The sequence below is a fragment of the Halalkalibacter sp. AB-rgal2 genome (assembly GCF_041821005.1).
GTDB lineage: Bacteria > Bacillota > Bacilli > Bacillales > Bacillaceae_D > Halalkalibacter.
On record NZ_JBGUAV010000028.1, the window covers coordinates 1 to 25,104 of the forward strand.

General features: G+C 37.2%; 17 protein-coding genes. 14 read left to right on the plus strand and 3 right to left on the minus strand.

Annotated elements, in window-relative coordinates; translation table 11 throughout:
• The first annotated feature begins 245 nt into the window (after nt 1-245).
• The 8 genes from ACERJO_RS17455 to ACERJO_RS17490 all read left to right on the plus strand — a co-directional run bounded on the left by ACERJO_RS17455 (nt 246) and on the right by ACERJO_RS17490 (nt 13,717).
• Nucleotides 246-1,676 carry an ATP-grasp fold amidoligase family protein gene (locus ACERJO_RS17455; protein ID WP_373648310.1) on the plus strand — a complete coding sequence of 477 codons (1,431 nt, stop codon included), beginning with the start codon at nt 246-248 and terminating at the stop codon, nt 1,674-1,676.
• Between the two features lie 19 nt (nt 1,677-1,695).
• A complete protein-coding gene (locus ACERJO_RS17460) occupies nt 1,696-3,330 on the plus strand; it encodes an acylphosphatase (RefSeq protein ID WP_373648311.1) in 1,635 nt (544 codons plus the stop codon).
• 19 nt (nt 3,331-3,349) lie between these two features.
• Nucleotides 3,350-5,011 carry an acylphosphatase gene (locus ACERJO_RS17465; RefSeq protein ID WP_373648312.1) on the plus strand — a complete coding sequence of 554 codons (1,662 nt, stop codon included), beginning with the start codon at nt 3,350-3,352 and terminating at the stop codon, nt 5,009-5,011.
• Between the two features lie 8 nt (nt 5,012-5,019).
• Nucleotides 5,020-5,850, plus strand: coding sequence for a glutamate racemase (racE, locus tag ACERJO_RS17470; protein WP_373648313.1), 831 nt, complete (start codon nt 5,020-5,022; stop codon nt 5,848-5,850).
• A gap of 33 nt (nt 5,851-5,883) precedes the next feature.
• Nucleotides 5,884-7,326 carry an ATP-binding protein gene (locus ACERJO_RS17475; RefSeq protein ID WP_373648314.1) on the plus strand — a complete coding sequence of 481 codons (1,443 nt, stop codon included), beginning with the start codon at nt 5,884-5,886 and terminating at the stop codon, nt 7,324-7,326.
• Nucleotides 7,327-7,503: 177 nt separating this feature from the next.
• The gene (locus ACERJO_RS17480; protein WP_373648315.1) at nt 7,504-10,722 is read left to right on the plus strand and encodes a peptidoglycan-binding protein; all 3,219 of its coding nucleotides are present in this window, start codon (nt 7,504-7,506) and stop codon (nt 10,720-10,722) included.
• Nucleotides 10,723-11,118: 396 nt separating this feature from the next.
• Entirely contained in the window at nt 11,119-12,507 is a 1,389-nt protein-coding gene (locus ACERJO_RS17485) for a sugar transferase (protein ID WP_373648316.1), read from the plus strand.
• 142 nt (nt 12,508-12,649) lie between these two features.
• The gene (locus ACERJO_RS17490; RefSeq protein WP_373648317.1) at nt 12,650-13,717 is read left to right on the plus strand and encodes a glycosyltransferase family 4 protein; all 1,068 of its coding nucleotides are present in this window, start codon (nt 12,650-12,652) and stop codon (nt 13,715-13,717) included.
• A gap of 37 nt (nt 13,718-13,754) precedes the next feature.
• On the opposite strand, the gene ACERJO_RS17495 is transcribed toward ACERJO_RS17490, so the two are convergent.
• Nucleotides 13,755-14,795, minus strand: coding sequence for an LCP family glycopolymer transferase (locus tag ACERJO_RS17495; protein WP_373648318.1), 1,041 nt, complete (start codon nt 14,793-14,795; stop codon nt 13,755-13,757).
• A gap of 459 nt (nt 14,796-15,254) precedes the next feature.
• A complete protein-coding gene (locus ACERJO_RS17500; RefSeq protein ID WP_373648319.1) occupies nt 15,255-15,893 on the minus strand; it encodes a YigZ family protein in 639 nt (212 codons plus the stop codon).
• A 232-nt stretch (nt 15,894-16,125) separates the two neighbouring features.
• On the opposite strand from ACERJO_RS17500, the gene ACERJO_RS17505 reads away from it, so the two are divergent.
• The 5 genes from ACERJO_RS17505 (at nt 16,126) to ACERJO_RS17525 (ending at nt 21,325) form a co-directional block, all read left to right on the plus strand.
• Entirely contained in the window at nt 16,126-17,295 is a 1,170-nt protein-coding gene (locus ACERJO_RS17505; RefSeq protein ID WP_247102874.1) for a sensor histidine kinase, read from the plus strand.
• Nucleotides 17,296-17,395: 100 nt separating this feature from the next.
• Nucleotides 17,396-18,091 (plus strand): response regulator, encoded by a 696-nt coding sequence (locus ACERJO_RS17510; protein WP_247102875.1) that lies wholly within the window; start codon nt 17,396-17,398, stop codon nt 18,089-18,091.
• Nucleotides 18,092-18,185: 94 nt separating this feature from the next.
• Nucleotides 18,186-19,040 (plus strand): DegV family protein, encoded by an 855-nt coding sequence (locus ACERJO_RS17515; protein WP_373648320.1) that lies wholly within the window; start codon nt 18,186-18,188, stop codon nt 19,038-19,040.
• A gap of 252 nt (nt 19,041-19,292) precedes the next feature.
• Nucleotides 19,293-20,621, plus strand: coding sequence for an ATP-dependent helicase ComFA (locus ACERJO_RS17520; RefSeq protein ID WP_373648321.1), 1,329 nt, complete (start codon nt 19,293-19,295; stop codon nt 20,619-20,621).
• On the plus strand, nt 20,621-21,325 hold the full coding sequence (locus ACERJO_RS17525) for a ComF family protein (RefSeq protein WP_373648322.1): 705 nt from the start codon (nt 20,621-20,623) through the stop codon (nt 21,323-21,325). Before ACERJO_RS17520 ends, ACERJO_RS17525 begins: the two co-directional genes overlap by 1 nt.
• A gap of 303 nt (nt 21,326-21,628) precedes the next feature.
• Here ACERJO_RS17525 and ACERJO_RS17530 read toward each other — a convergent pair whose 3' ends face one another.
• Nucleotides 21,629-23,377, minus strand: coding sequence for a glycoside hydrolase family 13 protein (locus ACERJO_RS17530; RefSeq protein ID WP_373648323.1), 1,749 nt, complete (start codon nt 23,375-23,377; stop codon nt 21,629-21,631).
• A 419-nt stretch (nt 23,378-23,796) separates the two neighbouring features.
• On the opposite strand from ACERJO_RS17530, the gene ACERJO_RS17535 reads away from it, so the two are divergent.
• Nucleotides 23,797-25,089, plus strand: coding sequence for an extracellular solute-binding protein (locus ACERJO_RS17535; protein WP_373648324.1), 1,293 nt, complete (start codon nt 23,797-23,799; stop codon nt 25,087-25,089).
• The last annotated feature ends 15 nt before the right edge of the window (nt 25,090-25,104 follow it).

Sequence of the window (25,104 nt, forward strand, 5' to 3'; positions counted from 1 at the left end):
CGCAGTTCGGGTATGGGCAGCATAAACGGAGACTGAATATATAATTTGGTCACTGTTAACTGGAGTATAAAGGGGAAGTCTGTTAAACGTTTATTTTAAAGAACGTATAGAGATTTCCTCTTGGATTTTTTACCGCGCATTTCTAATGAGATTTATGGTTTTATAAGACTAAAATGTGAAAGTTGAAGTAAAAGCATTCTTACTAGAAATTCGCGGTTTTAATAACAAAGGAGGATGTTGGTTCTTTGAGTGTTCATAAAGGTAATACACACCCTGTATCATCTGTGTTAAATCGCCTTGTTTATGTTGAGGCAAAAGTAAATAAACTAAAGGATGAAATAAGAAATGAGAAGAAAAAAATAAAGTATATAAGGAGAAGTCGTATTTGGCGATACTCTTTTTTTATAAGGAAAGCTTTTGTATTGCTTGAAAGAATTAAATTTTTTTATCGGCTGTTATGGAATGGCAACCATTATATCCATCTAGAGGAAAGTTATGATCAACTTGTTCATCAGTATAAAAAATCTAAAGAAAAAGAAGGTATACTAACAAAAGAACTTCATCAATTAATGATAAACTCAAAATTCATACAAGATGAGGTGGAAAAAAGTACGTTTAAAGATTTAGCGAAGCAAGCGAAGGATAAAGGTGAAATCATTGAGTACATAGAGGATCTCACAAAGAATAAGCAATTTAATAACCTTCGATTTGACAGAGCTATAACCAGTGCTGCAAAAGAGTATAGAGAAGAAAAAAGCGAATTAAGAGGATATATTTATGCACGAGCACTAGAAGGATTTAGAATAACGGGCATACCAGAATTTCTTATTCGTGAGGTTGAGAATAGCGGAAATGTTGAACTTCATCAAGCTGCATCTTTTAGTGCCATGCTTAGCATGAGAGCACGAACAAAGCAAGTTTTTACTAATATTCCAGAATTGGTATTAGATGATAAGGAGACGGCTTATCATTTTGTAGATAAACTAAGTGTTAGAAGACCTTGGGTGCAATCTTTTTATAATAAAAATCGAATTCCTTTATTACAAAATAGTGTTATTAAACCGCAATATGGCGCTGGATCAAGAGGTGTTTATTTACACTTTCATGAGAACCAAATTTTTGATGTGAAAAGAGAACGAACACTGTCTAGCACTCAAGAACTAAAAAACGCTATGCAACAAGACCTTAATGAAAAATGGGTTCATAGAGATAGATGGCTAGTCGAAGAGTTAATCTTTGGCAATTTTGAAAGGAATGAACCTGCTAGAGATTTTAAATTTTATTGTTTTTATGGGAAGGTCGCACTTATACTAGAGATTAAACGTTATCCAACTGTTAAATATTGTTGGTGGAATAATAAAGGAGAGCGTATTAGTACAGGCAAATATGATGAAATGCTCTATAATGGGATGGGAATTAATGCTACAGATATAGATTTGGCAGAATACATTAGCAGTGAAATACCTGCCCCTTTTATAAGAGTTGATTTTTTAAAATCAGAAAATGAATTAATATTTGGAGAGTTCACTCCTAAACCTGGAAATTATGATCAATTTAATATACAAACGGATCAATGGCTTGGTGATTGTTATTTAGAAGCTGAACAAAGGTTAATAAATGATTTATTAGACAGGAAAAAATTTCAAGCGTATAAGGGTGTTATGCAAGAGTTGTAAGTAATTAGGAGGAAATACAATGAGTGAAGATAGAAAAGCAGAATGGCTACCACATTTGCCAGTGGAAGTAGTTGAAGATGCTAGAGGTCCAGAGTTTGATGCTTACCTTATTGCATTAGAAGGTTGGCGTCGTGGACTAACGTTGAAGTGGCATGTTAAGGATTCAGAAAAATTCAAAGAAATGAAGACATGGTTTGATGATAAGCCAGGGAAATTGTTTTCATTAAGTTCTGAAAAAAAAACTCATTACTTCTTTAGAACTAGAGGAGATAAAGTTTCAAATGAAGCTGTTGAAATTGGCGCAAATAAGGAAAGAACAAAAGAAGCATTACAAAGAAGAAATATTAACTTTCCAAAAGGTAAAGTGTTTTCTTCTGAAACATCAGAGGGAATTATTTTGGAATATATTGAAGTAATTAACTTTCCTGTTGTGGTTAAGCCTTTAGATGGAAGCTTTGGCCGTGGTGTTACAACGAATATTGAAACTATCGAAGAACTACGACATGCTATCTTATATGCTAAAAAGTTTAGTGACCAATTTATTATTGAACGATTTGTAAAAGGGGATGAATATCGTCTATATGTGGTAAATCAAAAAGTTGTAGGAGCTATTAAACGAATTCCAGCTAATGTAGTAGGTGATGGTTTTCATACAGTTAAGGAACTCATTGAAATAAAAAATGAACTAAGAAGTTCAAACCCTCGATTGATTAGTTGTTTAATTAAAGTTGATCAACAAATTAATTCATATATACAAAAGCAAGGGTTTAATTTAAATGATGTTTTAGATAAAGGTCAGCAACTGTATTTAACGAATAAAAGTAATATTTCTATTGGTGGAGATCCCATTAGTGTGTTTGAACAGTTAAATGGCTGTGTACATGAAGTAGCGGTAAAAGCTATTCAAGCCATTCCAGGATTAATTCATGGAGCTGTTGATTTAATATTTGAAGATAATGAACTACTAAAAGTCGAAGATATACATGTATTAGAAATTAATCCTACTGCACAAATTGGGTCTTTAGTATTTCCGATATACGGGAAAGCTAAAGATGTACCAGCTGCAATAATTGATTTTTATTTCCCAGAAACAATTGGATCTAATACTGATAAGGATAAGTTATACTTTGATTTATCTGATGTTCTGTATCCATTAATTTCAAATACAGCTAAAGTTTCAACTGTTTCCTCTATGCCTATAGGACGAATACACGTTAAGAAATTTAAAGTCCATGGAGAAGTACAACGAATTGACTACCATCGCGGGTTGAGAAAAGCAGCTTTTGAATATAAGCTAAATGGTATGGTTGTTAAAGGTGAAAATAATTCGATTGAAGTCATTGTTGCAGGAACTGATAAGGAAAGAGTGGAGCAATTTGAGTATGAAATTAGAAATGATCCAGAACGTTCTCATGTAGAATATGTATATGAAAGTAGCTATACACATCCAGTTAAAGTGGGTTTCGAAATAAAGAATGATATTAAGACGCAGTTAGAATTATACAAGCAATATAAGAATGAATATGACCAGGCAGAACTGAAGCTTAGAAATTTACAAAAGGAAAATAAAAAAATAAGTACAAGTACTTCATGGAAGTTGACATATCCTATACGGTTAATCGGAGATTTAATTAAAAAATATAAGAGAAGTTAAAAATGGAGGAGAAAAATAAATGAAAGATGGATTTCAAATATCACTCCCTCATCTCCCAAATGACATAGTTAATAGTGCACGAAAAACAAAATTGTGTGCTTATGCAGTTGCGTTAGAAGGATGGAGAAGGGGATTGAGATTAAAGTGGTATACTAAAGATCATGATTTCTTTGAAAATGATAATATGGTTGTCTTTGGAGTGAACCCACCTGGTCGACTGTTTTCATTAAGTTCAGAGAACCGTACTCATTATTTTTTTAGAACTAGAGGTGATAAAGTTACGAACGAAGCTGTTCGAATTGGGTCTGATAAAGAATTAACTAAGGTTTGGTTGAAAGAAGCGGATGTACCTGTTCCCTCAGGTAAAGGATTCGAAGCAGAGGCCTCCGATGATGAAATTCTTCAATACGGGAATGAGATTGGCTATCCATTAGTGTTAAAGCCAACTAACGGTAGTCTCGGAAATGGAGTTATAACGAATATAAAAAATGACTCACATCTTAAAAATGCAATTGATTATGTACGTAATGAATTGGGCTATAAAGATGTGATAGTAGAAAAATTTGTATTAGGAGAAGAGTACAGGATATACGTAATAGATGCTGAGGCAGTGGCTGCTTACAATCGCGTACCTGCTAATATTGTAGGTGATGGTATCCAAACGGTAGAACAGTTAATTGAAGATAAAAACCAACAAAGAAAGAAAAATCCAAGGCTATTTAGCTGCTTAATAAATATTGATAAAGAAATTATTGAATCTTTAGGAAATGATGGTTATACATTAGAAAGTGTTCCTGAAAAGGGAAAGTTGATTTATCTTAGAGAGAAAACAAATATTTCATCAGGAGGAGATCCGATTGATGTAACGGATACATTGGCAAATGAGATTAAAGAAATTGCTGTAAAAGCTATAAAGGCAATACCTGGTTTATATCATGGTGGTGTTGATATTATCGTCAATCACCAACAACCTATGGGACAAAATGCAGTAGTTATTGAATTAAACCCGACTGCTCAAATTGGAGGTATACTGTATCCTATAAAAGGAAAGGCAAGAGATATCCCTGCTGCTATAATTGATTATTATTTTCCTGAAACTAGAGGGATGAATACTCATGATTCAAGGGTCTATTTTGATTTTAATATCGCTCTTGAACCGCTCCAAAACCGTTCAGCTGTGGAAATTGAAATACCTCAAGCGCCATTAGGCACTTTCTATGCTAAAAAATATACAGTTTCTGGTCAAGTAAACAGATACAACTTTCATCGATGGCTGAAAAACAAAGCGATAGCATCGAATTTAAATGGTTATATAAAAAAGACAATTAACGGAGAAATTGAAGTTGTCGTTGGTGGTACAAATAAAAATGTAGTGAGTACATTCAAGGATGTTATTACCAGCAATAAAAAACTAGCAAAAGTTACTAATGTAAAAGAAGAAATTTTGAAGGAACATATTAAAATTGGCTTTGAAATAAGTGAGGAATTTAATGTAAATAAGCTTAAGTCAGTGGAATCAGCGTTAAAACGTTTAGAACGTGATTTAAAGGATATAAATAAAGAAATAGATCAATTAGAAAAAGAAAACAAAAAAATGAAAAGAAGTACATCGTGGAAGTTTGCAATGCCTTTTAGAAAATTCGGAAAAATAAAAAGAAAAGTAAAAGTAAAAGTATTTTAAGTAAAATAATGGAAGAAGAGGTAAATCGTTTGAATAAGGCTATTGGGGTAATTGATTCTGGTTTAGGAGGATTAACAGTAGCGAGTGAATTAATGAGACAACTACCTAAAGAGGGGATCATATATATAGGTGATTCCCTAAGGTGTCCATATGGTCCTCGTACATCTGAAGAAGTAAGAAAATTTACATGGGAAATGATTGATCAACTGTTAATAAAAGATGTAAAGTTGTTAGTGATAGCCTGTAATACTGCTGCAGCTGTTGTATTAGAGGAAGTTAAGAGAGAACTTACTATACCTGTAATAGGAGTAGTGCAACCAGGAGCTATTAGTGCATTAAAAGTGACAAATAATAAAAAAATTTCTGTAATAGGAACTGAAGGTACTATCAGTAGTGCAGCATATGAAAAAGCATTATTGGCAATAGATAGTGAAGTGGAAGTTGCAAGTTTAGCTTGCACGCCTTTTGTTCCTTTAGTAGAGCAGGGGATTTATGATACAGAAGTAGCGTATGAAGTTGTAAGAAGCACTTTACAAGAATTACAAAACTATTTGTTTGATACGATGATATTAGGCTGCACACATTATCCGTTATTAAAAGGTGCTATTCAAGAAGTTGTAGGGGATCAAGTAGTACTTATATCATCAGGAGATGAAACAGCTCGTGAAGTGAGTAGCATACTCTATCATAAAGGGCTTAGGGAAAAGAGTGACAACCCCGTATATGAATTCTATACAACTGGTGATGAAAAGCGATTTTCAAGGTTAGCAAGTGAATGGATGGGGTTAGATGTGAGGGCTCAACAAATTAAATTAGGATCAAGTTATAAGCTTGTTTAAAATAAAATGAATTTATCAATGAGGTGAACGATCATGCTTGAAATGAAAGTAAACAACGATAATTGGCTACCACATTTACAATATTCCTTACCACCTGATGTAACTTCTTATAAATTCGATATATATGCAATTGCTTTAGAGGGTTGGAGAAGAGGGCTTTCGCTAAAATTTATCAGCAGAAAACGAGGAGCAAATGCATTTAATCATTCGCTCTCGTTTTCATTGTCTAACGGAGAAAGAGAGCATCATTTTAAGGTTAGTCGAGGAGATCTAGTATCAAAACAGGCTATTGATGATTGTCAAGATAAAGGTAAAACGTATAATATCCTAAGGGAGAATCATATACCTGTACCAGAAGGGAATGTATTTGGAAAAGATCATACAAAGGATGAAATGAAAGATTACGCTAATAAGTTAGGTTTCCCAATTGTTGTAAAACCGACAAATCTTTCTAGTGGAAGAGGCGTCGCAACAAACCTACAATCAGTGGAAGAAGTCGAACAGGCCATTGATCATATTATAAACGAGTACCAAGTTTATGACATTGTGATAGAGAGATACATAACAGGGTTGGATCATCGTGTCTACGTTGTTGGTAATAAAGTATCAGGTGTTGTGAAATTTTTATCTGCCAATGTTATTGGGGATGGGAAAAGTACAATAACAGAATTAGTAGAAAGAAAAAATCAAATTAAGAAAAGTGATCCTCGTCATGTGAGTAATGCACGAAAAATTCAAATGAATGATGATATGATTGATTTCTTGAATAAGCAAGGTTTGACATTAAAAAGTAAAATTGAAAAAGGTAAACGGATTTTTTTAAGAGCACAAGGGTCATATGTAAAAGAAAGAGAACCGGTTGATGTGACAGATACTATTAATCCAACATTTAAACAATACGCAATCAATGCGGTAAGAAGTATTGAAGGATTAAAAGTAGGTTCTGTTGATATGATTGTTGATGATGAAAAGGGGACTTGTTTTATTAATGAGGTAAATTCTAGACCGCAAATTGCTATGCACTTATACCCACTTGAAGGGAAAGCAAGAGATTTACCTAAAGATATTATTGATTACTATTTTCCTGAAACAATAGATCAACGAAATGAGAAGTTTCATTTTGACTTTAAAAGTATTTATACGATGTTAGATAGTGGCTTTGTAAAAGAGGCTTTTGTACCGAATATACCTAATTATAATATCTTCACTAAAAAATATTATCTTAATGGTAAATATGTAAAAAGATTAAAAAATAAAATTAGAAGAAAAGCTATCCAAAATAATATTTGTGGATACGTCAAAGAGGGGAAAGAAAATGATATTGTTTTACTTGCTTCTGGTAGGAAATTTGAAATCTTGAAATTCGAAGAAGCTTTAGAGCAATTAATAAATAGCAGTAGTAGAAAAATAAAAATACAAAAAGGAAATTTATTAATTCCAAAAAAATCAAAAAAAATTGGTTTTGATATAGTATAATTTAAAGCAAGGTATATTTTACTACGAATATACCTTTTTACATTTTGTGATTCTATAGACCTTTCTATGTCTAAATTTACATATTAAGTTTTTAAATAGGTATTTACTTATTGCATTATTTGTGGTTATTTATACATAGGGCTTTGAAAGTTTTTTAGATTTGAAAGGAGTTTGTACATGTTAAAACGGACAAGACACTCTTTTTTATGTGGAGTAACTGCAACTATAGTCATATTCGTACCGATTACTACCAGTCTTGCTGAAGTGACCTCAATTGAGGAAAAAGAAGTTCTTTTTTTATTGGAGCTTGGAACTGAGAGTGAAAAAGTAGTTGATCTGAAAGAAGCGTTATCAGTTTTAGGCTATAGCTTTGAGAATATGGATGAGCAATTTGATAAAGAAACAGAAGAGACTATCAAAACCCACCAACAATTACTAGATTTAGATGTGACAGGTGATGTTGATGAGCAATTGTATTTCTTCATTCTTGATGAAGCAAATACAATTGAGTCAAAAGAAGAAGTGATTAGTGAGGAAGAAGAGGAGTTACAAATTACATCCTCTAGCATTTCAGCCAGCCAACAAAATGAAGTTTATTTTCAATCAGGTATGTCTGATCCGAAAGTAATTGATATTAAAATTCATTTGCAAATAATGGGTTTTAAAGTTTCAAATAATCCTAATGAAAATTACGGTCCATTAACAACTCAAAAAGTTAGAGAATTCCAAGAGGAATTTAATCTATCTATAACCGGGATTACAGATGATGAAACATTTAACTTGCTAGAGCAGTTGGCAACAGGCCCGTTAAGAAAAGGGATGTATCGAGAAGACGTTATTAAGTTGAAAGTTGACTTAGGTAATGCTGGATTTGTTGTTCCAGGAGATACAACGACGTATTATGGCCCATTAACTGAATCGCGAGTTAAAGCATTCCAACAATCAGTTGGAATAACTGCTGATGGAATTGCTGGTTCAGAAACCCTCAGAAAGCTAGCAGACTTTTTAGATGATAGTAATACGGATAGTTTATCGACTCAAGAAGTGATAAATTTAAAGAAAAATCTGCAAATAATGGGTTTTAAAGTGTCTGATAATCCAAATGGAGCATATGGACCTATTACTACTCAAAGAGTAAGAGAGTTTCAAGAAGCTTATGGATTGCCAGCAACAGGAATTGCAAATAGTACTACTATTCAATTATTAGAGGAAGTCGCAGCAGGTCCATTAAGGAAAGGGATGTATCGAGAAGACGTTGTTCAGTTGAAAATTGACTTGGGCAAGGTTGGCTATACTGTACCGGGAGATACGACCACATATTTTGGTCCGTTAACAGAATCACGAGTAAAATCTTTTCAAGAAGCGAACGGACTGACTGTTGATGGAATTGCAGGATCAGAGACGTTAAATAAATTAATAGAGTTAATCGAAAATGATCCAATTGCATCTATGACTCGAGAAGAAGTTATTAAACTTAAGGAAAATTTAGCTATTATGGGCTTCCGTGTTTCTGACAACCCGAATGGAAACTATGGCCCTATAACAACCCGCAAAGTAAGAGGGTTTCAAGATGCGTATGGACTTAATGTAACGGGAATAGCAAATAAAGAAACTGTAGAACTGTTAGATGAACTTGCTACCCGACCGTTACAAAATGGTATGTATCATGAAAATGTAAGAGAGATTAAGATTAATCTTGGTAAGCTAGGCTTTCCGGTTCCAGGAGATACAACGACGTATTATGGTCCACTTACAGAACGTAGTGTAAGAGAGTTTCAAGAAGCATATGGGTTATCAGTCAATGGAATTGCTAATAACACAACTATCAACAAAATCAATGAGGTAATAGCAGGTGCATTTTACAATGGGACTAGGCATCGTGATGTTATTACATTAAAAGAACATTTAGCTATTATGGGTTTCACAGTATCAAATAATCCCAATCAAAATTATGGTCCGGCTACTACAGAACAAGTAAGAGAATTTCAAGCAGCGAATGATTTGCCTAAAACAGGGGTTGCCGATAAAAGAACACAAGATTTACTAAAAGACCTTGCAACACGTCCTCTACAAAAAGGAATGTACCATGAGGATGTTCGAGAAATCAAAATCCAACTTGGAAGAGCAGGTTTTACAGTACCTGGAGATACGACGACGTATTTTGGCCCTTTAACTGAAGCGCGCTTGAAAGCTTTTCAAGAAGAATATGGTTTAGAGCCAACAGGGATAGCAAATAAAGCTACTCTTGATAAATTAGAAGAAGTGGCTGGTCAAGAAATTACAACTTACTACCAAGCTAACGTAACATTAAATCAAGCACTTAACACACAAATGAATCGCAGTCCTCAATCTGATTTATATCGGAATGATACAGCTTTTGTAAGTGCGAGCTATGTTAATGTAGCCGGTACGATTACCGGAGATGGAGTGAACTTACGTACAGGTCCTAATACAACATCAAGTGTGTCAGCCACTGTATCACGTAATACAAGTGTAGAAATTAGAGGAACTGTTAATGGATCTTCCGTATCTGGGAATACTCAATGGTATGAGATTAGGTACAATGGACAAACGCTATATGTACATAGTTCTTTAGCTGGTTATACGGCTAGGACTACTGCAAATGTAAATGTGAGGGAAAGAGCTACTGCTAATAGTCATAGTTATGGAGTAGCCTCTAATGGACGTACTTTGAATGTTGTGAATCTAGGCAATTCTTGGCATGAGGTTCGCTATGACACTTGGAGAAATGCGAAACGTGAGGATGTACGACGTTTCTTAGATCCGGATCAAAACGATAAATTTCAACACCTTCTGCTATCATCTAGTGTAGGTGTATCTGCATCACAAATTAATCGGTTGCTTAGTGGTAAGGGGATTCTTGACGGTCAAGGACAAGCGTTTATAGATGCAGGTAAAGAACATAAATTAAATGAAGTTTATTTAATTTCTCATGCATTACTTGAAACAGGTCACGGTGGTTCTCCACTTGCAAATGGAGTGGAAGTCGGTTTGAATTCTTCAGGAAATGCCGTAATGGTTACTAGTTCCAATCGTGGTAGTTTAAGGAATATTCGTAAAACGTATAATATGTTTGGAATTGGTGCATATGATGGGACTGCTGTGAAGTCTGGTTCGGAATATGCTTATAGAGCAGGCTGGTTTACTCCTGAAGCCGCTATTGTAGGTGGAGCGAAGTTCATAGGAGAACGTTATGTTCATAATGGAGATCAACAGAATACTCTTTACAAGATGAGATGGAATCCAGCTCGTCCTGGGAATCATCAATACGCTACAGATATTCAATGGGCAACAAAACAAGTGTCAACAATCAAAAATATGTACAATCAATTAGAGAACCCGCGGTTACATTTTGACGTTGTGCAATATCGTTAATCTATGAAGCTAAAAGTCTAGGATCATTTCCTAGGCTTTTTTGTTCGACATATTAAATGGATTTGAGAAGAATAAGAGGATACATCTATAGTATTCAATGGATTCGAGTGTAGTGTACTAAACGAATTTTATGCATCGTAAATGCTACGCTAACTGATGTGTTTGGTTTGGCTAATAAGTTGAACTTTTGTGAACAAGTTAGGTATACGGTATTTTAGTATTCGACATAAGTTATGGCGCTGTAATGGAATGTATGTTATGATGTTACAGGTAATTTCGTAATCATTCATCTCTTTTTGTGTAAAGTTAATGAATTCTATGCATATGCCCCCACTTGATTGGGTTACATGATAAAATGAAAAAGAAATCAATCATTATTAAAAAGGGGAGAGATCGATGTCGAATATGTTTCCGAAACGCACGTCGCGTTTATTTATTATCCTGATTGATCTATCCCTTCTAATGCTTGCGTATTTAGCTGCTTTTAAGCTGGCATCTTACCATACATTAATTGAACCACGGAATATTGAGGCGCTTGTTAGTATTATGCCTTGGATATTGTTAATGGCTGTGTTGTTTATTTATATATTTGAGCTTGACCGGCTCGTGAAGCGAGACTATACAGAGATTTTTCGTAAGCTGCTTGTCGTCTCGTTAGGAATTATGGTTTTGACAATTGCGGCATCCTTTTTGTTCCGTGAGTTTTCATTACCGAGATCGGTTATCTTCCTATCACATTCATTCATGTTTGTGATGTGGTTTTTCTGGAAGAGCATGTATGTGAGAATTGCCTGTAAGGTAATGAGTCAAAACGTTCTTTTTATAGGAGACGAAAGTGAGCTAGACCTTATTAGAGAGAATCTATTAGACTCAAAGGTGATTAAGAGAAAAGATGACGTTTCATGGTTGAATAAGGATTTACTGATGAAAGATATTAAAATGAAAATGAAGCCATATGAACTCGTCTTTATTGGATCGACGATGACTGAGCGTAAGAAAAATGATATCTTATATTATGCAATGAAACAAAAGCAGCTTGCTTATATGATCCCGAATACAAATGAATTGTTTATTATGAAAACGTCATTTACGACACTTGGTGATACGATGGTGCTTGAGGTTAAGCCGTTTACTCTTTCGAGTGGACAAATGCTTGCGAAACGTTTACTTGATGTTATCGTGTCAGCGTGTTTACTACTTCTTTCAGCGCCGATTATGGTTGCAACAGCGATTGCGATTAAATTAGAGGATCGTGGACCGGTCTTTTTTAAACAGGAGCGAGTTGGGAAGCATAATAAGCCATTTCAAATATTAAAGTTTCGTTCGATGATTGTTGATGCAGAAGCGAAGACGGGGCCGGTTTTGGCAAAATCTTCAGATAGCCGTATTACAAAAGTAGGAGCATTTATTCGTAAGACTCGAATCGATGAGCTGCCTCAGCTTCTAAATGTTTTAAAGGGGAGTATGTCTTTAGTAGGGCCAAGGCCTGAACGAGAATATTTTGCGAAGAAGTTTGAAAAAGAAAACAAATGGTTCTACTATCGTGGTGCTGTTAAGCCAGGGATTACTGGTTTTGCGCAAGTGTTTGGTTATTATACGACGAGTGCTGATAGTAAATTGAAGTTTGATTTATATTACATTCGTCATTACTCCATTTGGTTAGATATTGTCTTATTGTTTAGAACGATCTTAGTTGTTCTAAATAAATCACAGGCAGAGGGACAACAGGATAAGCAGAAAACAATTGAGAAGAAGATTTCAATGATGAAAAGTGGTATACGTTAATGAATTTCATTATGAGAACGGACCTTATGCGAATGATCGTGTAAGGTCTTTTTTATAGTGATACCTGTTTACCCTCACCTCTCTTTGTAAATACTACTCATAAAGCTGTAGCTCGATGGGAGTGTTGGGAGGTTTTTAATCGTTGCTCATTTATTTATTTGCATTTTTAGTTTCTTTGTCTGTTTCGGCCTGTGCCGTTCCGGCTGTTCGGGCTTTTTCGAGGCGCTATGGGTTTGTTGATAAGGTGGGTGCGAGGAAGGTGCATCAATATGAGATGCCGCGCTTAGGTGGGGTTGCGATTGTTCTCGGGGTCATGGCAGGTTTACTTATTATAAGGCCAGAGCACGAGCATTTTTTGAGTATTGCCATAGGAGCTAGTGTGATCGTTTTAATTGGAATTATGGATGATAGATATACACTTACAGCAAAAACAAAGCTTATATGGCAGTTAGTAGCTGCTGCGATCGTTGTTTTATCTGGTTTGAATATTCCTTATATGACGCTACCATTTTTAGGGGAGGTTAAATTAGGTGTTATCGGTTATGTCCTAGCAATCGTCTGGATTGTTGGTATAACGAACTCGATTAATTTTATCGATGGATTAGACGGATTGGCTGGTGGTGTTGTCGTAATTGCGTTTATGACGATTCTTGTCATGTCTTTATTCGATCTAGGTGCGTCGTCCTTATTTGTTTTATCAATAGCGATTGTATTTATCGGAAGTATTATTGGCTTTTTATTTTTTAATGTGTATCCCGCTTCTATTTTTATGGGGGATACAGGCTCTCTATTTTTAGGATATGCCATTTCAGTTATTTCATTAGTTGGTTTTTTTAAAAGTGTGACGGTTTTTAGTTTAGTGCTACCGATTGTCATTTTAGCTGTACCGATCTCTGATACACTATTTGCTATTGTCAGAAGGATATTAAATAAACAAAGCATGATGACACCAGATAAAGGCCATTTGCACCATTGTTTATTGGCTTTGGGGTATAGTCATCGTAAAACGGTACTGATTGTCTACCTTTTTAGTCTTTTGTTTGGAGTTGTCGCGATCGTCTTTACGACGACGACATTATGGGTTTCTTATTTATTATTGGCTATTCTTATTATGGTGATTGAATTGTACGCGGAATGTATTGGTTTAATGGGAGACCGGAAACCTCTTTTGCAATTTGTGAAAAGAATTGCAAATATGAAAGGGAATTAAAAAACAAGACAGTTACGCTGCCTTGTTTTAATTTTTCTTATTGTTGAGGTTCAGTAACTTCTGTAGTATCATGTTCAATGCTCTCTACCATGAATAGATGCTGTTGCTCCTCATTTGTTAAGTCAATGTCTAAATGCTGCTTCAGTTGAATTCTGATGTCTAAAAGTGATTCGTTATCAACTTCGTAATAATAAATACCATCTAACATAAGATCGGTTCCACCTAGCTGTAGTTGCTCGATGTTATTTAAGTTTCCTGCATAAGAATGAAGGGAGACGAGGTCACCAAACGATAGGTTTGTAATTAAATTTTCACCAATCGCATCGATAACGTTATCAAATCGTGCAATCGATGAAAAGGAAGTCCCTTTTTCAATGATCGCTTCTAGCACTTGCTGTTGTCTTTGGCCTCGTCCGATGTCGCCACCACCTTGAGGGTGCTTACGCATCCTTGTATAGGCGAGTGCTTCCTCTCCATTTAAATGCTGCATTCCTTCAGTGAATTGAATCCAATCGTTATTCATATCCTTCTCTTCGAAGTTGAAAGGCACCTCTATTTCAACTCCATCAATGGCATCAACAACATCAATAAAGGCTTGGAAATTGATTCGAGCAAAATAATCAATCGGAATATCAAGCAGCTGTTCGACGGTATCAATTGTCATATCAATGCCACCAAACGCATGAGCATGGTTGATTTTGTCTAGTGCTCCTCGACCAGCGATTTCAACACGTGAATCTCGCGGAATACTTGTTAAGATAATAGATTGCTCCTCTTGGTTCAATGTAGCAATTAATATTGCATCAGTGCGTCCGTTCGATTCACCTGGACGGGTATCAACACCGAGAAGTAAAATGGACATATTGTCGTCATGTGGGTTTACAGCGTCTTCTCGAAGCTCTGATTTTTCACCGCGGATTAATTCTTGTTGAGATCCGGCTGTTACATTGTTGATTTTATGAATAAAGTAACCAGTAGTAGCTCCTAATATAGCTAGACATGCAATGCTAAATATGATAAGAGACTTCACAATCCAAGACTTCTTCTTATTCTTTTGATTTAGACTTCTATTTTCCATGAAAAGCCTCACTTTTTATATAGATTAGTAGTTTTCTAAGACATACAACGATATCTTATCTAAAAATGACGAAAGAGTAAAGGATTAATCATATGATATTCACTAAAGAGTGCAGACAATTATGGTTATTCTTGATTGACTACGTAAAGAGTTAAATGAAAGAGTGGCTTTCTTACTATTTCTGTTGCTAGAATAATGATTATGTTAGATAATAAGATAGAGAGAGAAAAAGGCAAATCTTAGCAAAATTTGTTTTATTAAAAAGATAAAAAAGTATAATATTCTTAGAAGTACTGTGGGGGAATCAAGAAGACGAAAGCAGACTCAGTAATGTGCATCGGCTCCGTTCGTTACAAGTTATTCTGAAAGAATCCCACTTCAGAATCCTTCAACCTATTGTACGACTGAGCACGACGCAGCATTTTATAAAAAGACGCTGTCGCGTTTTTCTTAGGTGAACTATTTAGTAATAACCGATTCGAGATAGGCTTGCTTACCTACTTTCGTTGTTGCTTGTCCATTTGTTAAGTTAGTGACCCATTCTTGGAAATCTGTCGTTTGCTCGATGGGTACATAGGTTTGAATATCAACTTGCTCTAGGTAATCAGTCTTTTTAAGTTCATATGGTGATTCGCGTAAAGCATGCTCAACTTTACCGAGCCAATGGTAGTCGATTTCTGTATGGATAATGGACATTAACGTTCTCTTGACAATACCTATATTGTTTAGCCCTTCACTAACTGCGCTACCATAAGCGCGGATAAGACCGCCAGCACCTAGCTTAATACCACCGAAATAGCGTGTTACAACGACGACGGTGTCCTTTAGCTCACGTTTTTTTAATACTTCTAACATCGGCACACCTGCTGTACCGCTAGGTTCACCATCATCGTTTGCTTTTTGGACTTCATTGCGTTCGCCAATTACATATGCAGAGCAATTGTGGGTCGCATTCCAATGCTCTTTCTTGATTCGGTCAATAAACTGTTGAGCTTCAGACTCGTTTTCAGAACGACTTAAATGAGCGATAAAACGAGATTTTTGAATGATGATTTCATGAGAGTTGGTTTCTTTGACCGTTTTATATGTAGATAACACAGTAATTCTCCTCTCTTTTTGATAGTTTTACAAATCTCAGTTATGCGAATGTAATGTAGTTTTGTTAAAGTAGGGTTGTCGTTCATAAACTACCCTTTAAATATGAAGAAATTCGACTCTTTTGCCGAAATTTGTTGTACTATAAGAATAGCGAAATGCTTGGATAATCGCAAACATTTCAACTAACGCTATAGTAAGTGACTAGACAATAGAACAAATGTGGTGAAATACGATGTTTGGAAACAATGTGTATGAAGAAGGGTTGATTAATTTGGCGACAGATAAGTCCCTTGACTCGATATTAGACAAGACGTTAGAAACAGTGGATGAGAGTCGGGAAAAAATTTTTGAAATTAGTGAACAATCTCGACATGAATATACGGCTTTGAAGGAAGAACTGAAGGACGTAAGACTAAAGGTAGGTTCCGTTATCGATCAAGCAGATCAGATGAGCTTACACGCTCGCTTAGCTCGAAATCGCTTAATGGAGGTTAGTAAAAATTTCTCCAAGCACTCGAGTGATGAAATTCGCTCCGCATATGAACAAGCGAATGAGTATCAAATTAAATTGGCCGTTCTTGAGCAAGAGGAAAAGCAACTCCGTGATAGACGAGACCGAATTGAACGTCGACTTATTGATTTGGAATCTACTGTAGAACGGGCGGAACAGCTTACAAGTCAGATGTCTGTCGTGTATAACTTTCTTTCCAACGATTTAAAAAATATTAACGATGTCCTAGAAGATGCGAAGGAGAAGCAGCAATTTGGGCTAAAAATTATTGAAGCACAAGAGGCTGAGCGTAAGAAGTTATCGCGAGAAATTCATGATGGGCCGGCACAAATGATGGCAAACGTGCTTTTACGATCTGATCTAATAGACCGAATTTATCGAGAGCAAGGAATTGATCAAGCACTTAATGAGATAAAAGACCTAAGGATGATGGTAAAATCTTCCCTTGCGGAAGTGAGGAGAATTATCTATGATTTAAGGCCGATGGCGCTTGATGATCTTGGTTTAATTCCAACTTTAAAGAAATATCTTAAAACCTTTCAAGATCATCACCTTATAAACACTGACTTTTATCAAATGGGACATATCATTAGACTTCCTCAAAAAATGGAAATCGCAGCGTTTCGTCTTGTACAAGAAGCAGTCCAAAATGCCTATAAACATGCAGAGCCGACAAATATTGAGGTAAAAATTGAATATAAGCCGACTAAAGTTATAATAGTTATAAAGGACGATGGCAAAGGGTTTGATCCTTCAGAGAAAAAAGTGGGGTCATTCGGCTTAATGGGCATGAAAGAAAGAGTTAACATGTTATCGGGGCAATTAACAATCCATTCAAAGCCTAAGTATGGAACAGCGATTGTAATTGGGATTCCTTTAAGTAATGTTTGATAAGAAAGGATCAATTCCTTTTGATGAAAAGTATGAAACATTAACCGGTATTTTGAAAATGAAAGAGTTATAGACAAAGTAAAACGATGAGGTGAGAGGATTGAACGAAAAAATAAGATTAGTCATAATTGATGATCATCAGTTGTTTCGTGAAGGTGTAAAGAGAATACTAGCAATGGAGAACGACATCGAGATTGTTGCAGATGGACAAGATGGATCGCAAGCGGTTCATTTAGTTGAGACATTTGAGCCTGATGTGATCTTGATGGATATTAACATGCCAAATATGAATGGTGTTGAAGCGACAAAAGAGTTAATTGAACGCTTCCCTGATGTAAAAGTATTAATTCTATCGATTCATGACGATGAATCATATGTGAATCATGTATTGAAAACAGGAGCGACAGGCTATTTATTAAAAGAAATGGATTCGGATGCTTTGGTCGAAGCGGTAAAAGTCGTTGCTTCTGGTGGAGCTTATATTCATCCGAAGGTGACGCATAATCTAATTAATGAGTATCGCCGTCTTGCTAATGAGGATGAAGAACAATTAGGTGCGGTTGGCTTCCGTGAAGTGGAATATCAAAAGCCACTCCATCTCTTAACACGTCGTGAATGTGAAGTTCTTCAGTTAATGACAGATGGAAAGAGTAATCGCGCTATTGGTGAATCGCTTTACATTAGTGAGAAAACGGTTAAGAATCACGTAAGTAATATTCTACAAAAGATGAGTGTGAACGATCGTACGCAAGCTGTTGTGGAGGCTATTAAAAAGGGCTATGTTCTTGTAAGATAAATCGCTATCATTGATTGATTGAAAGGTTTCTTATTTCCTAGTAGTATGTACAGTAGGTTGGTTATATCAGATTAGAAAAGTGAGGAACATGTAAATGGAGAAAAAAGTTGCCATAGTCACGGATAGTACAGCTTACTTAAGCGCGGAAATAAGAAAGCAACTAGAAATTGAAATGGTTCCCCTTAGTGTAGTGTTTGGAGAGGAAGCCTTTCGTGAGGAATTGGATTTATCGACAGATGATTTTTATAAGAAGATTGCTACATCAGAACAGCTTCCAACGACGTCACAACCAGCTGTAGGTGATTTTGTTACCTTGTTTGAACGTTTAAAGAGTGAAGGCTATGAGCAAGTGATTTCGATTCATCTTTCTAGTAAAATTAGTGGTACGTATCAAACGTCTCAAACGGCGGCTACTATGGTAAATGGGATTGAAGTACTCGGTTTCGATTCAGAGATTAGCTGTGCTCCTCAAGCTTATTACGTCCTAGAGGCAGCGAAGCTAGCGAACGAAGGGACAGATGGTACGACCATTATTGATTATTTACAGTCGCTTAAGAAGACGTGTCGAGCGTACTTTATGGTCGATAACTTGAATCATCTTCATCGTGGCGGGCGTTTAAATGCCGCGCAGCTCGTTGTTGGTAATCTATTAAAGATTAAACCAATCCTTCATTTTGAAAATGGGCGTATCGTCCCATTTGAGAAGGTTCGTACAGAAAAGAAGGCGCTTGCCCGTATTTTGCAACTATTAGCTGAAGATGCATCGAAAGGCTCTCCTCTTGATGTGACCGTCATTCACGCGAATCGTGAAGATGGAGCAGAAGAGCTAGCAGAGACCATTCGAGAGACTCACCCGAGTGCGACGGTGTCCATCAGCTACTTCGGTCCAGTGATTGGGACTCACTTAGGGGCAGGGAGCTTAGGTGTGACTTGGAATAAATTTAATTAATCAGCAAAGAGGCTGTTCTATCATGGGGTAGGACAGCTTTTTTGAAAATAAAAATTGATAAGTATGGCAGAAGGACCCTCTTCTCTTAATGAGTTCAATATTTACTGAAAATAAGACGGATAGAATTCAAAGAAAATACTCTCGTATCCTAAATTTAAAATGATTCTTTGAGCAAACATAGCCTCCAATCATATGACCGAAACCTATTACCTACCTGATTCACTAATTATTATGAAAGCAGGTGAAACAAATTTGAAAAGTCTAATCGGAAGACGGCTATTACGCTCTGAAATTCGCTTGGAGGATGACGAGCTTGAAAGCTTAATAGAAAAAGGAGCGATCATTAAAGAGAAAGCGTTGCTGCATGACGTTGCGTTGACATGTCGGCGTTGTGGAAATCAAGAGTCGCATCTGTTTGCTCGGCATCATTGTGTGAAATGTGAAAGAAGCTGCACGTATTGTCGCCATTGTTTGCTTCTAGGGAAGATAAGTGAATGTGAATCGCTTTATCGTTGGAATGGATCAAGTCCTGTATATCCGAAGCTTGAGAAACCAATGGAATGGTCTGGGACGTTATCACCAGCACAGCAACGTGCTTCCGATGCGGTCGAACAAACCGTGATTGAGAAAAAAGAAATGCTCGTCTGGGCGGTGTGCGGATCAGGCAAGACTGAGGTCATCTTTAAAGGGATAGAACGTGCGCTTGTACTCGGAAAGCGAGTGCTTGTTGCGACACCGCGGACAGATGTCGTGAAGGAGCTCTTACCGCGTTTTCAAAAAAGTTTTCCGAACGTAACGATATCGGCCCTATATGGTGGAAGTCGAGATCGAAAGGATGGAGCGCAGTTTGTACTAGCGACGACTCATCAAGTGATGCGGTTTTACGATGCGTTTGATTGGATTGTTGTAGATGAGGTCGATGCCTTTCCATTTTCCTACGATCAGAGTCTTCGTTATGCAATCCAAGCAGCGAAAAGAGAAGACGCCTCCCTCGTTTATTTAAGTGCCACGCCGAGTCGAGAATGGACTCATTCCCCTCATATTGAACGAATCAACATTCCGAAACGATATCATGGTCATCCATTGCCCTTGCCACAATTTACATGGTGTGGGAATTGGCAAAAGAAAATCGAAAAAGGTCAGCTCCCACAATGTATAACGAAATGGCTTGAGAAAATGCAGAAAGAAAAGAAGCCCATTCTCCTGTTTGTCTCCTCTGTTCGAATGTTACACTCCCTCTCACGTGTTTTACAAAGCCATTCCTTTAAGCATGAAAACGTACATGCAAAAGAAACGAAACGCCACCCGCATATTCAAGCATTCCGTCAGCAGCAAATTCCGATTTTAGTAACAACGACTATTTTAGAACGGGGTGTGACTTTTACAGATGTTCAAGTTGGGATCGTCGGTGCAGAGCAGGATGTTTTTACAGAGGCAGCGCTTGTCCAGATTGCCGGAAGGGTTGGTCGTCATCATGATTACCCGGCTGGAGATGTGATGTTTTTTCATTATGGCATTTCAAAGGAAATGAGACTTGCTTATCAACATATTGAATTGATGAATAGAGAGGGAGGGTTTTAATGCGTTGTTTAAGCTGTCATGAGTGTTTTTTTTCGTTGCCGAGTTGGGAAAGTGTTTTGTTATTAAGGGAAGAAGAGCCCCTTTGTCCTATGTGTGCGGAGCAGTTAGTGACGCTTGGAGGGGAAGGGTGTTGTTCAACGTGTAGTAGACATATGAACATACAATATCAAAAGGATGGTGTCTGTCTTGACTGCTGGCGCTGGGAGCAGCAGGAATATACGAAGGGAATGCTCGCGATAAATCGCTCACTGTACGAATATAATGCATTTTTGAAGGAATGGCTAGCTGTGTATAAATTTCGCGGGGATGCGATTGTCGCTTCTTATTTTGCGAAGCAGCTTTCTGTTATGTATCGTCATTTCTTTCAAGGGGATTTAGTTATTCCTGTTCCGTTAAGCGAGAAACGGTTGAGAGCAAGAGGCTTCAATCAAGCTTCGTTGTTAATGGAAGGGTGGGCAGAGGATTACGATGTGTTAGCTCGTGTAGAAGGTGAAAAGCAGAGTAAGAAAAACCGTAAACAGCGAATTTCGCAAGTGGCTGATCAGCCTTTTCGCTTGAATGAGCATGGGATTGAGTTAGTGCGCGGGCGGTCGATTGTCCTCGTTGATGATATTTATACGACAGGTACGACGGTAAGGCAAGTAGCCCGACTGTTGAGGGAAGTTGGTGCTAGGAAGGTCTCATCGATGACTGTGGCGAGGTAGAGATTTGATTAGTCATTAAAATGATAGGGAATCCTCATTCCGCAAAAGAGGTGGAACGAGAAGAAAAAGGATTGTCCTGTAATCGAGGTTCTGCTATTCGCCTGAAAAGAGTCAAAACACCTGAGGGAAAGAGGGAATAGAGGAACAAGGATGCCACAAAGAGGCAGAGCATGGTGAAATCGAGCAAATAGAGGAATGAGAAACCTCGTGGTAAAAAAAAGGAATCCTCATTCCGCAAAAGCGACAGAACAAGGATACCATGCGCAAAAAAATGATTACAACAAGCAGTCGATCCTCACAGATTTAAGTAGTTAATTGGTAAATGGCACAACCTAATTTGTCTACCGTAACCGTTTCACCTAATAAAATCTGCTCATTTGTCCATAAATCGATTGCGTTTTGACTGTTGCAATGTGACGGGATCGGAATAGATATTGCTCGTTCCTGTCGATTTAAGATAAAAAGTAGATTCTGTTTCTCGTAAACAATGACATCTCGCTTCGCAGCCTCTGTATAAAAACGCAGACCTTCGTTGCTACGGAATGCTTCGTGTTCTTTACGAAATGAAATTAATGTTTTCATAAACGTAAGCATGTCTTGATCCTGTTCTGCTTCCGCCCACTGCATACATTTCCTACAGCCTGGGTCTTGATCGCCTGTCATTGCAATTTCATCACCATAATAAATGCATGGTGTACCCGCCATCGAAAAGAGGAGGATCATTTGTAGCTTGACGAGTGATTTATTTCCATTACTTACGGTTAAAATCCTTGGTGTATCATGGCTGCCAAGTAAATTGAATTGGACGTCATTGACAGTCTCTGGATACGAATTGCGGACAGCGTTGATCGAATGTATAAGCTGTTTTCCATCAATGGTTTGGTGAGCAAAATAGTCGATGATCGCTGATGTGAAACGGTAATTCATAACAGCATCAAATTGATCACCTTGGAGCCATGGCATCGAATCGTGCCAAATTTCACCTAGTATATAAAGATCAGGCTTGATGGCTCGAACCTCTTTGCGGAAGTCGCGCCAAAAGGCATGATCGACTTCGTTGGCCACATCAAGCCGCCACCCATCGATATCAAACTCCTCAACCCAGTAACGAGCGACCTTTAGTAAATAATCCTTTACATCTTTATTTTCAGTATTGAGCTTAGGCATAGATGGAACGTAGGCGAAAGTATCATAATTTGCAGGATCAGTAGCTTGGACTGGAAACTCGTGAATATGAAACCAATCTTTGTATTGTGAAGCTTCTCCTTTTTCAAGTACATCTTGAAACGGTGGGAAATAGAAGCCGCTATGGTTAAAAACGGCATCTAGCATGACGCGTATCCCGCGTTGATGGCATTCTTTGATTAACCGTTTAAAGGTGTCTTTATCACCAAATTGAGGGTCAATATCTAAATAATCAATTGTGTCATATTTATGATTCGAAAACGCTTTAAAGATCGGTGTGAAATAAATTCCTGTTATCCCGAGTTCGTGAAGATAATCGAGATGATCGATTACTCCTTGGAAATCACCACCAAAGAAATTCGTTGTTGATGGCTCCTCGCCTCCCCAGCTAAGTGTTTCTGGTGGGTTAATCGAAGCATCTCCGTTGGCAAATCTTTCAGGGAAGATTTGATACCATACTGTGTTTTTAACCCAATTTGGCGCTGAGAAAACGTCTACCAGATTTAAGAATGGAAAGCAAAAATAATAGCTTGAATCTGTAGGAGCTTCATGATAAAAACCTTTTTCTGTATAGACTAAAGCTTCTTGACTATTCACTAGCTTAAAGCCATAACGTAGTCGCCGATGCTCTGGTTCAATGGAAACGATCCAATAATCAAATAAATCATCATCTCCGTTATAAGTCATTTCCTTTTCTTTGTTAATCCAGCATTTCTCTTTTGCGTTATAATCGTAAGGATCTCCGTGGACGAGAATGACTTGTTGCACGTCATTTTTCTTCGTACGTATACGAATGTGGATCGTTCGTTCGTCAATTGCATAAGCAAATTCATTTTTAGGACGATGATAAATGGCTTCCTTTAACATGGAATCACGCTCCTGCTCATATAAGATTAATCAGTTTTCTTAAAATAGTACTCATGTTCATAGAGATTTTGGTTTGGTTCCTTTATTATTAAACATACTAATGATAAAAATGAGTGTCAAGCGTTTGCGCAAATTGCACGTTTTGTCGAAAAAAATAATTGAAGGTTGTTATAGGAAGTTTAAAAATTTTTAAAAAAGTGTTGATAATAATATAATATGCCTATATAATAAGTGTAACCAATTAAGTGCAATCGCTTTCACTAACAAGGAATGAACGGTTGTTCTTTTTTATTATTCGTTGTGCAAACGATTGCTCTTTATTGCGCTTGATTTCCTCGGTTCTCATGTTTGAATGAGGCTTATGAGAAGGGGAAAACAGCAAGTTTATGAAAAAATATTCATTTTGGGGGGATACGAACATGTTACGAAAAAACAAATGGTTGATGATGATTGCAGTAGTCGCGATGATCGCTTTACTGGCAGCTTGTGGTCCTGATCGTGATGAGGAACCAACTCCAGCACCAGAGGATAGTGGCGAGGAAACAACAGGTGATGGTGAAGAAGCGACAGCAGATAAACCTGAATTGTTAAAAATGTGGGTAAATGATGAGGAATCACAGTTAGATGCCTATGAAGAAATTACGACACGCTATGAAGAGGAAACAGGTATTGCAGTAGAAATCATTCCGTTTTCGATGTTAGAGCAAATTGATGCATTGTCGTTAGATGGTCCATCTGGTACAGGTCCTGACCTTTTCTTCCAGCCTCATGACCGTTTAGGGGAAGTGTATTTGCAAGGTCTTGCTGCTGAACTTGAATTAACGGCTGAACAGTTGGATGGCTATACTGAGGGTGCAATTGATGCTTTTTCGTATGAAGGAGGCCAATACGGAATTCCGGCTGTAACAGAGACGTATGGACTCTTTTATAATAAGGCTCTTGTACAAGATGTTCCAGAAACGATGGATGACTTAATGGTAATTGCTGAACAATTAACAAATGCCAGCAATGATGAGTATGGCTTCTTAATGGAAGCGGGAAATTTCTACTTTAACTATCCATTCCTAACAGCTACTGGTGGTTACGTATTTGGCGAGGATGCTGACGGTGCATTAAATGCTGATGATGTTGGTCTTGCAACGGATCCAGTTATTGAAGGTGCTGAAATGATTCAGTCTTGGTATGAAAATCAGTACATTCCTCAAGGAATTAATATGGATATCATTAATGGTTTATTTCAAGATGGCAAAGTAGGAGCTGTTGTAACAGGTCCGTGGGCGATTCCTGATTATAGCGGGGCACTTGGCGATGACCTTGGTGTAGCACCGCTTCCGACAATGGAAGGTCAAGCGCTTCATTCTTTCTCAGGTGTGAAAGGTTGGTTAGTATCTGAGTATAGTGAGCATAAGGAGTGGGCAACTGACTTAGCATTATTTATTACAAATGCAGAAAATTCATTTACGTATTATGATACAGCAGGTGAATTACCGGCTCGTACAGATGTTGAAATAGACGATGAGTTTCGTGCGCCGATTTTAGAGCAAGCTGAGCATGCCATTCCGATGCCGAACATTCCTGAAATGTCTCAAGTTTGGGATCCGATGGCTGATGCCTTTGAGTTTATTTCACAAGGTGAAGACGTAAGAGAAGTATTAGAAGAAGCAGTTGAAGATATCGAGTTACAAATTTCTTCAATGGGAGCCGGAGAATAAGGAATCGTTCTCGCA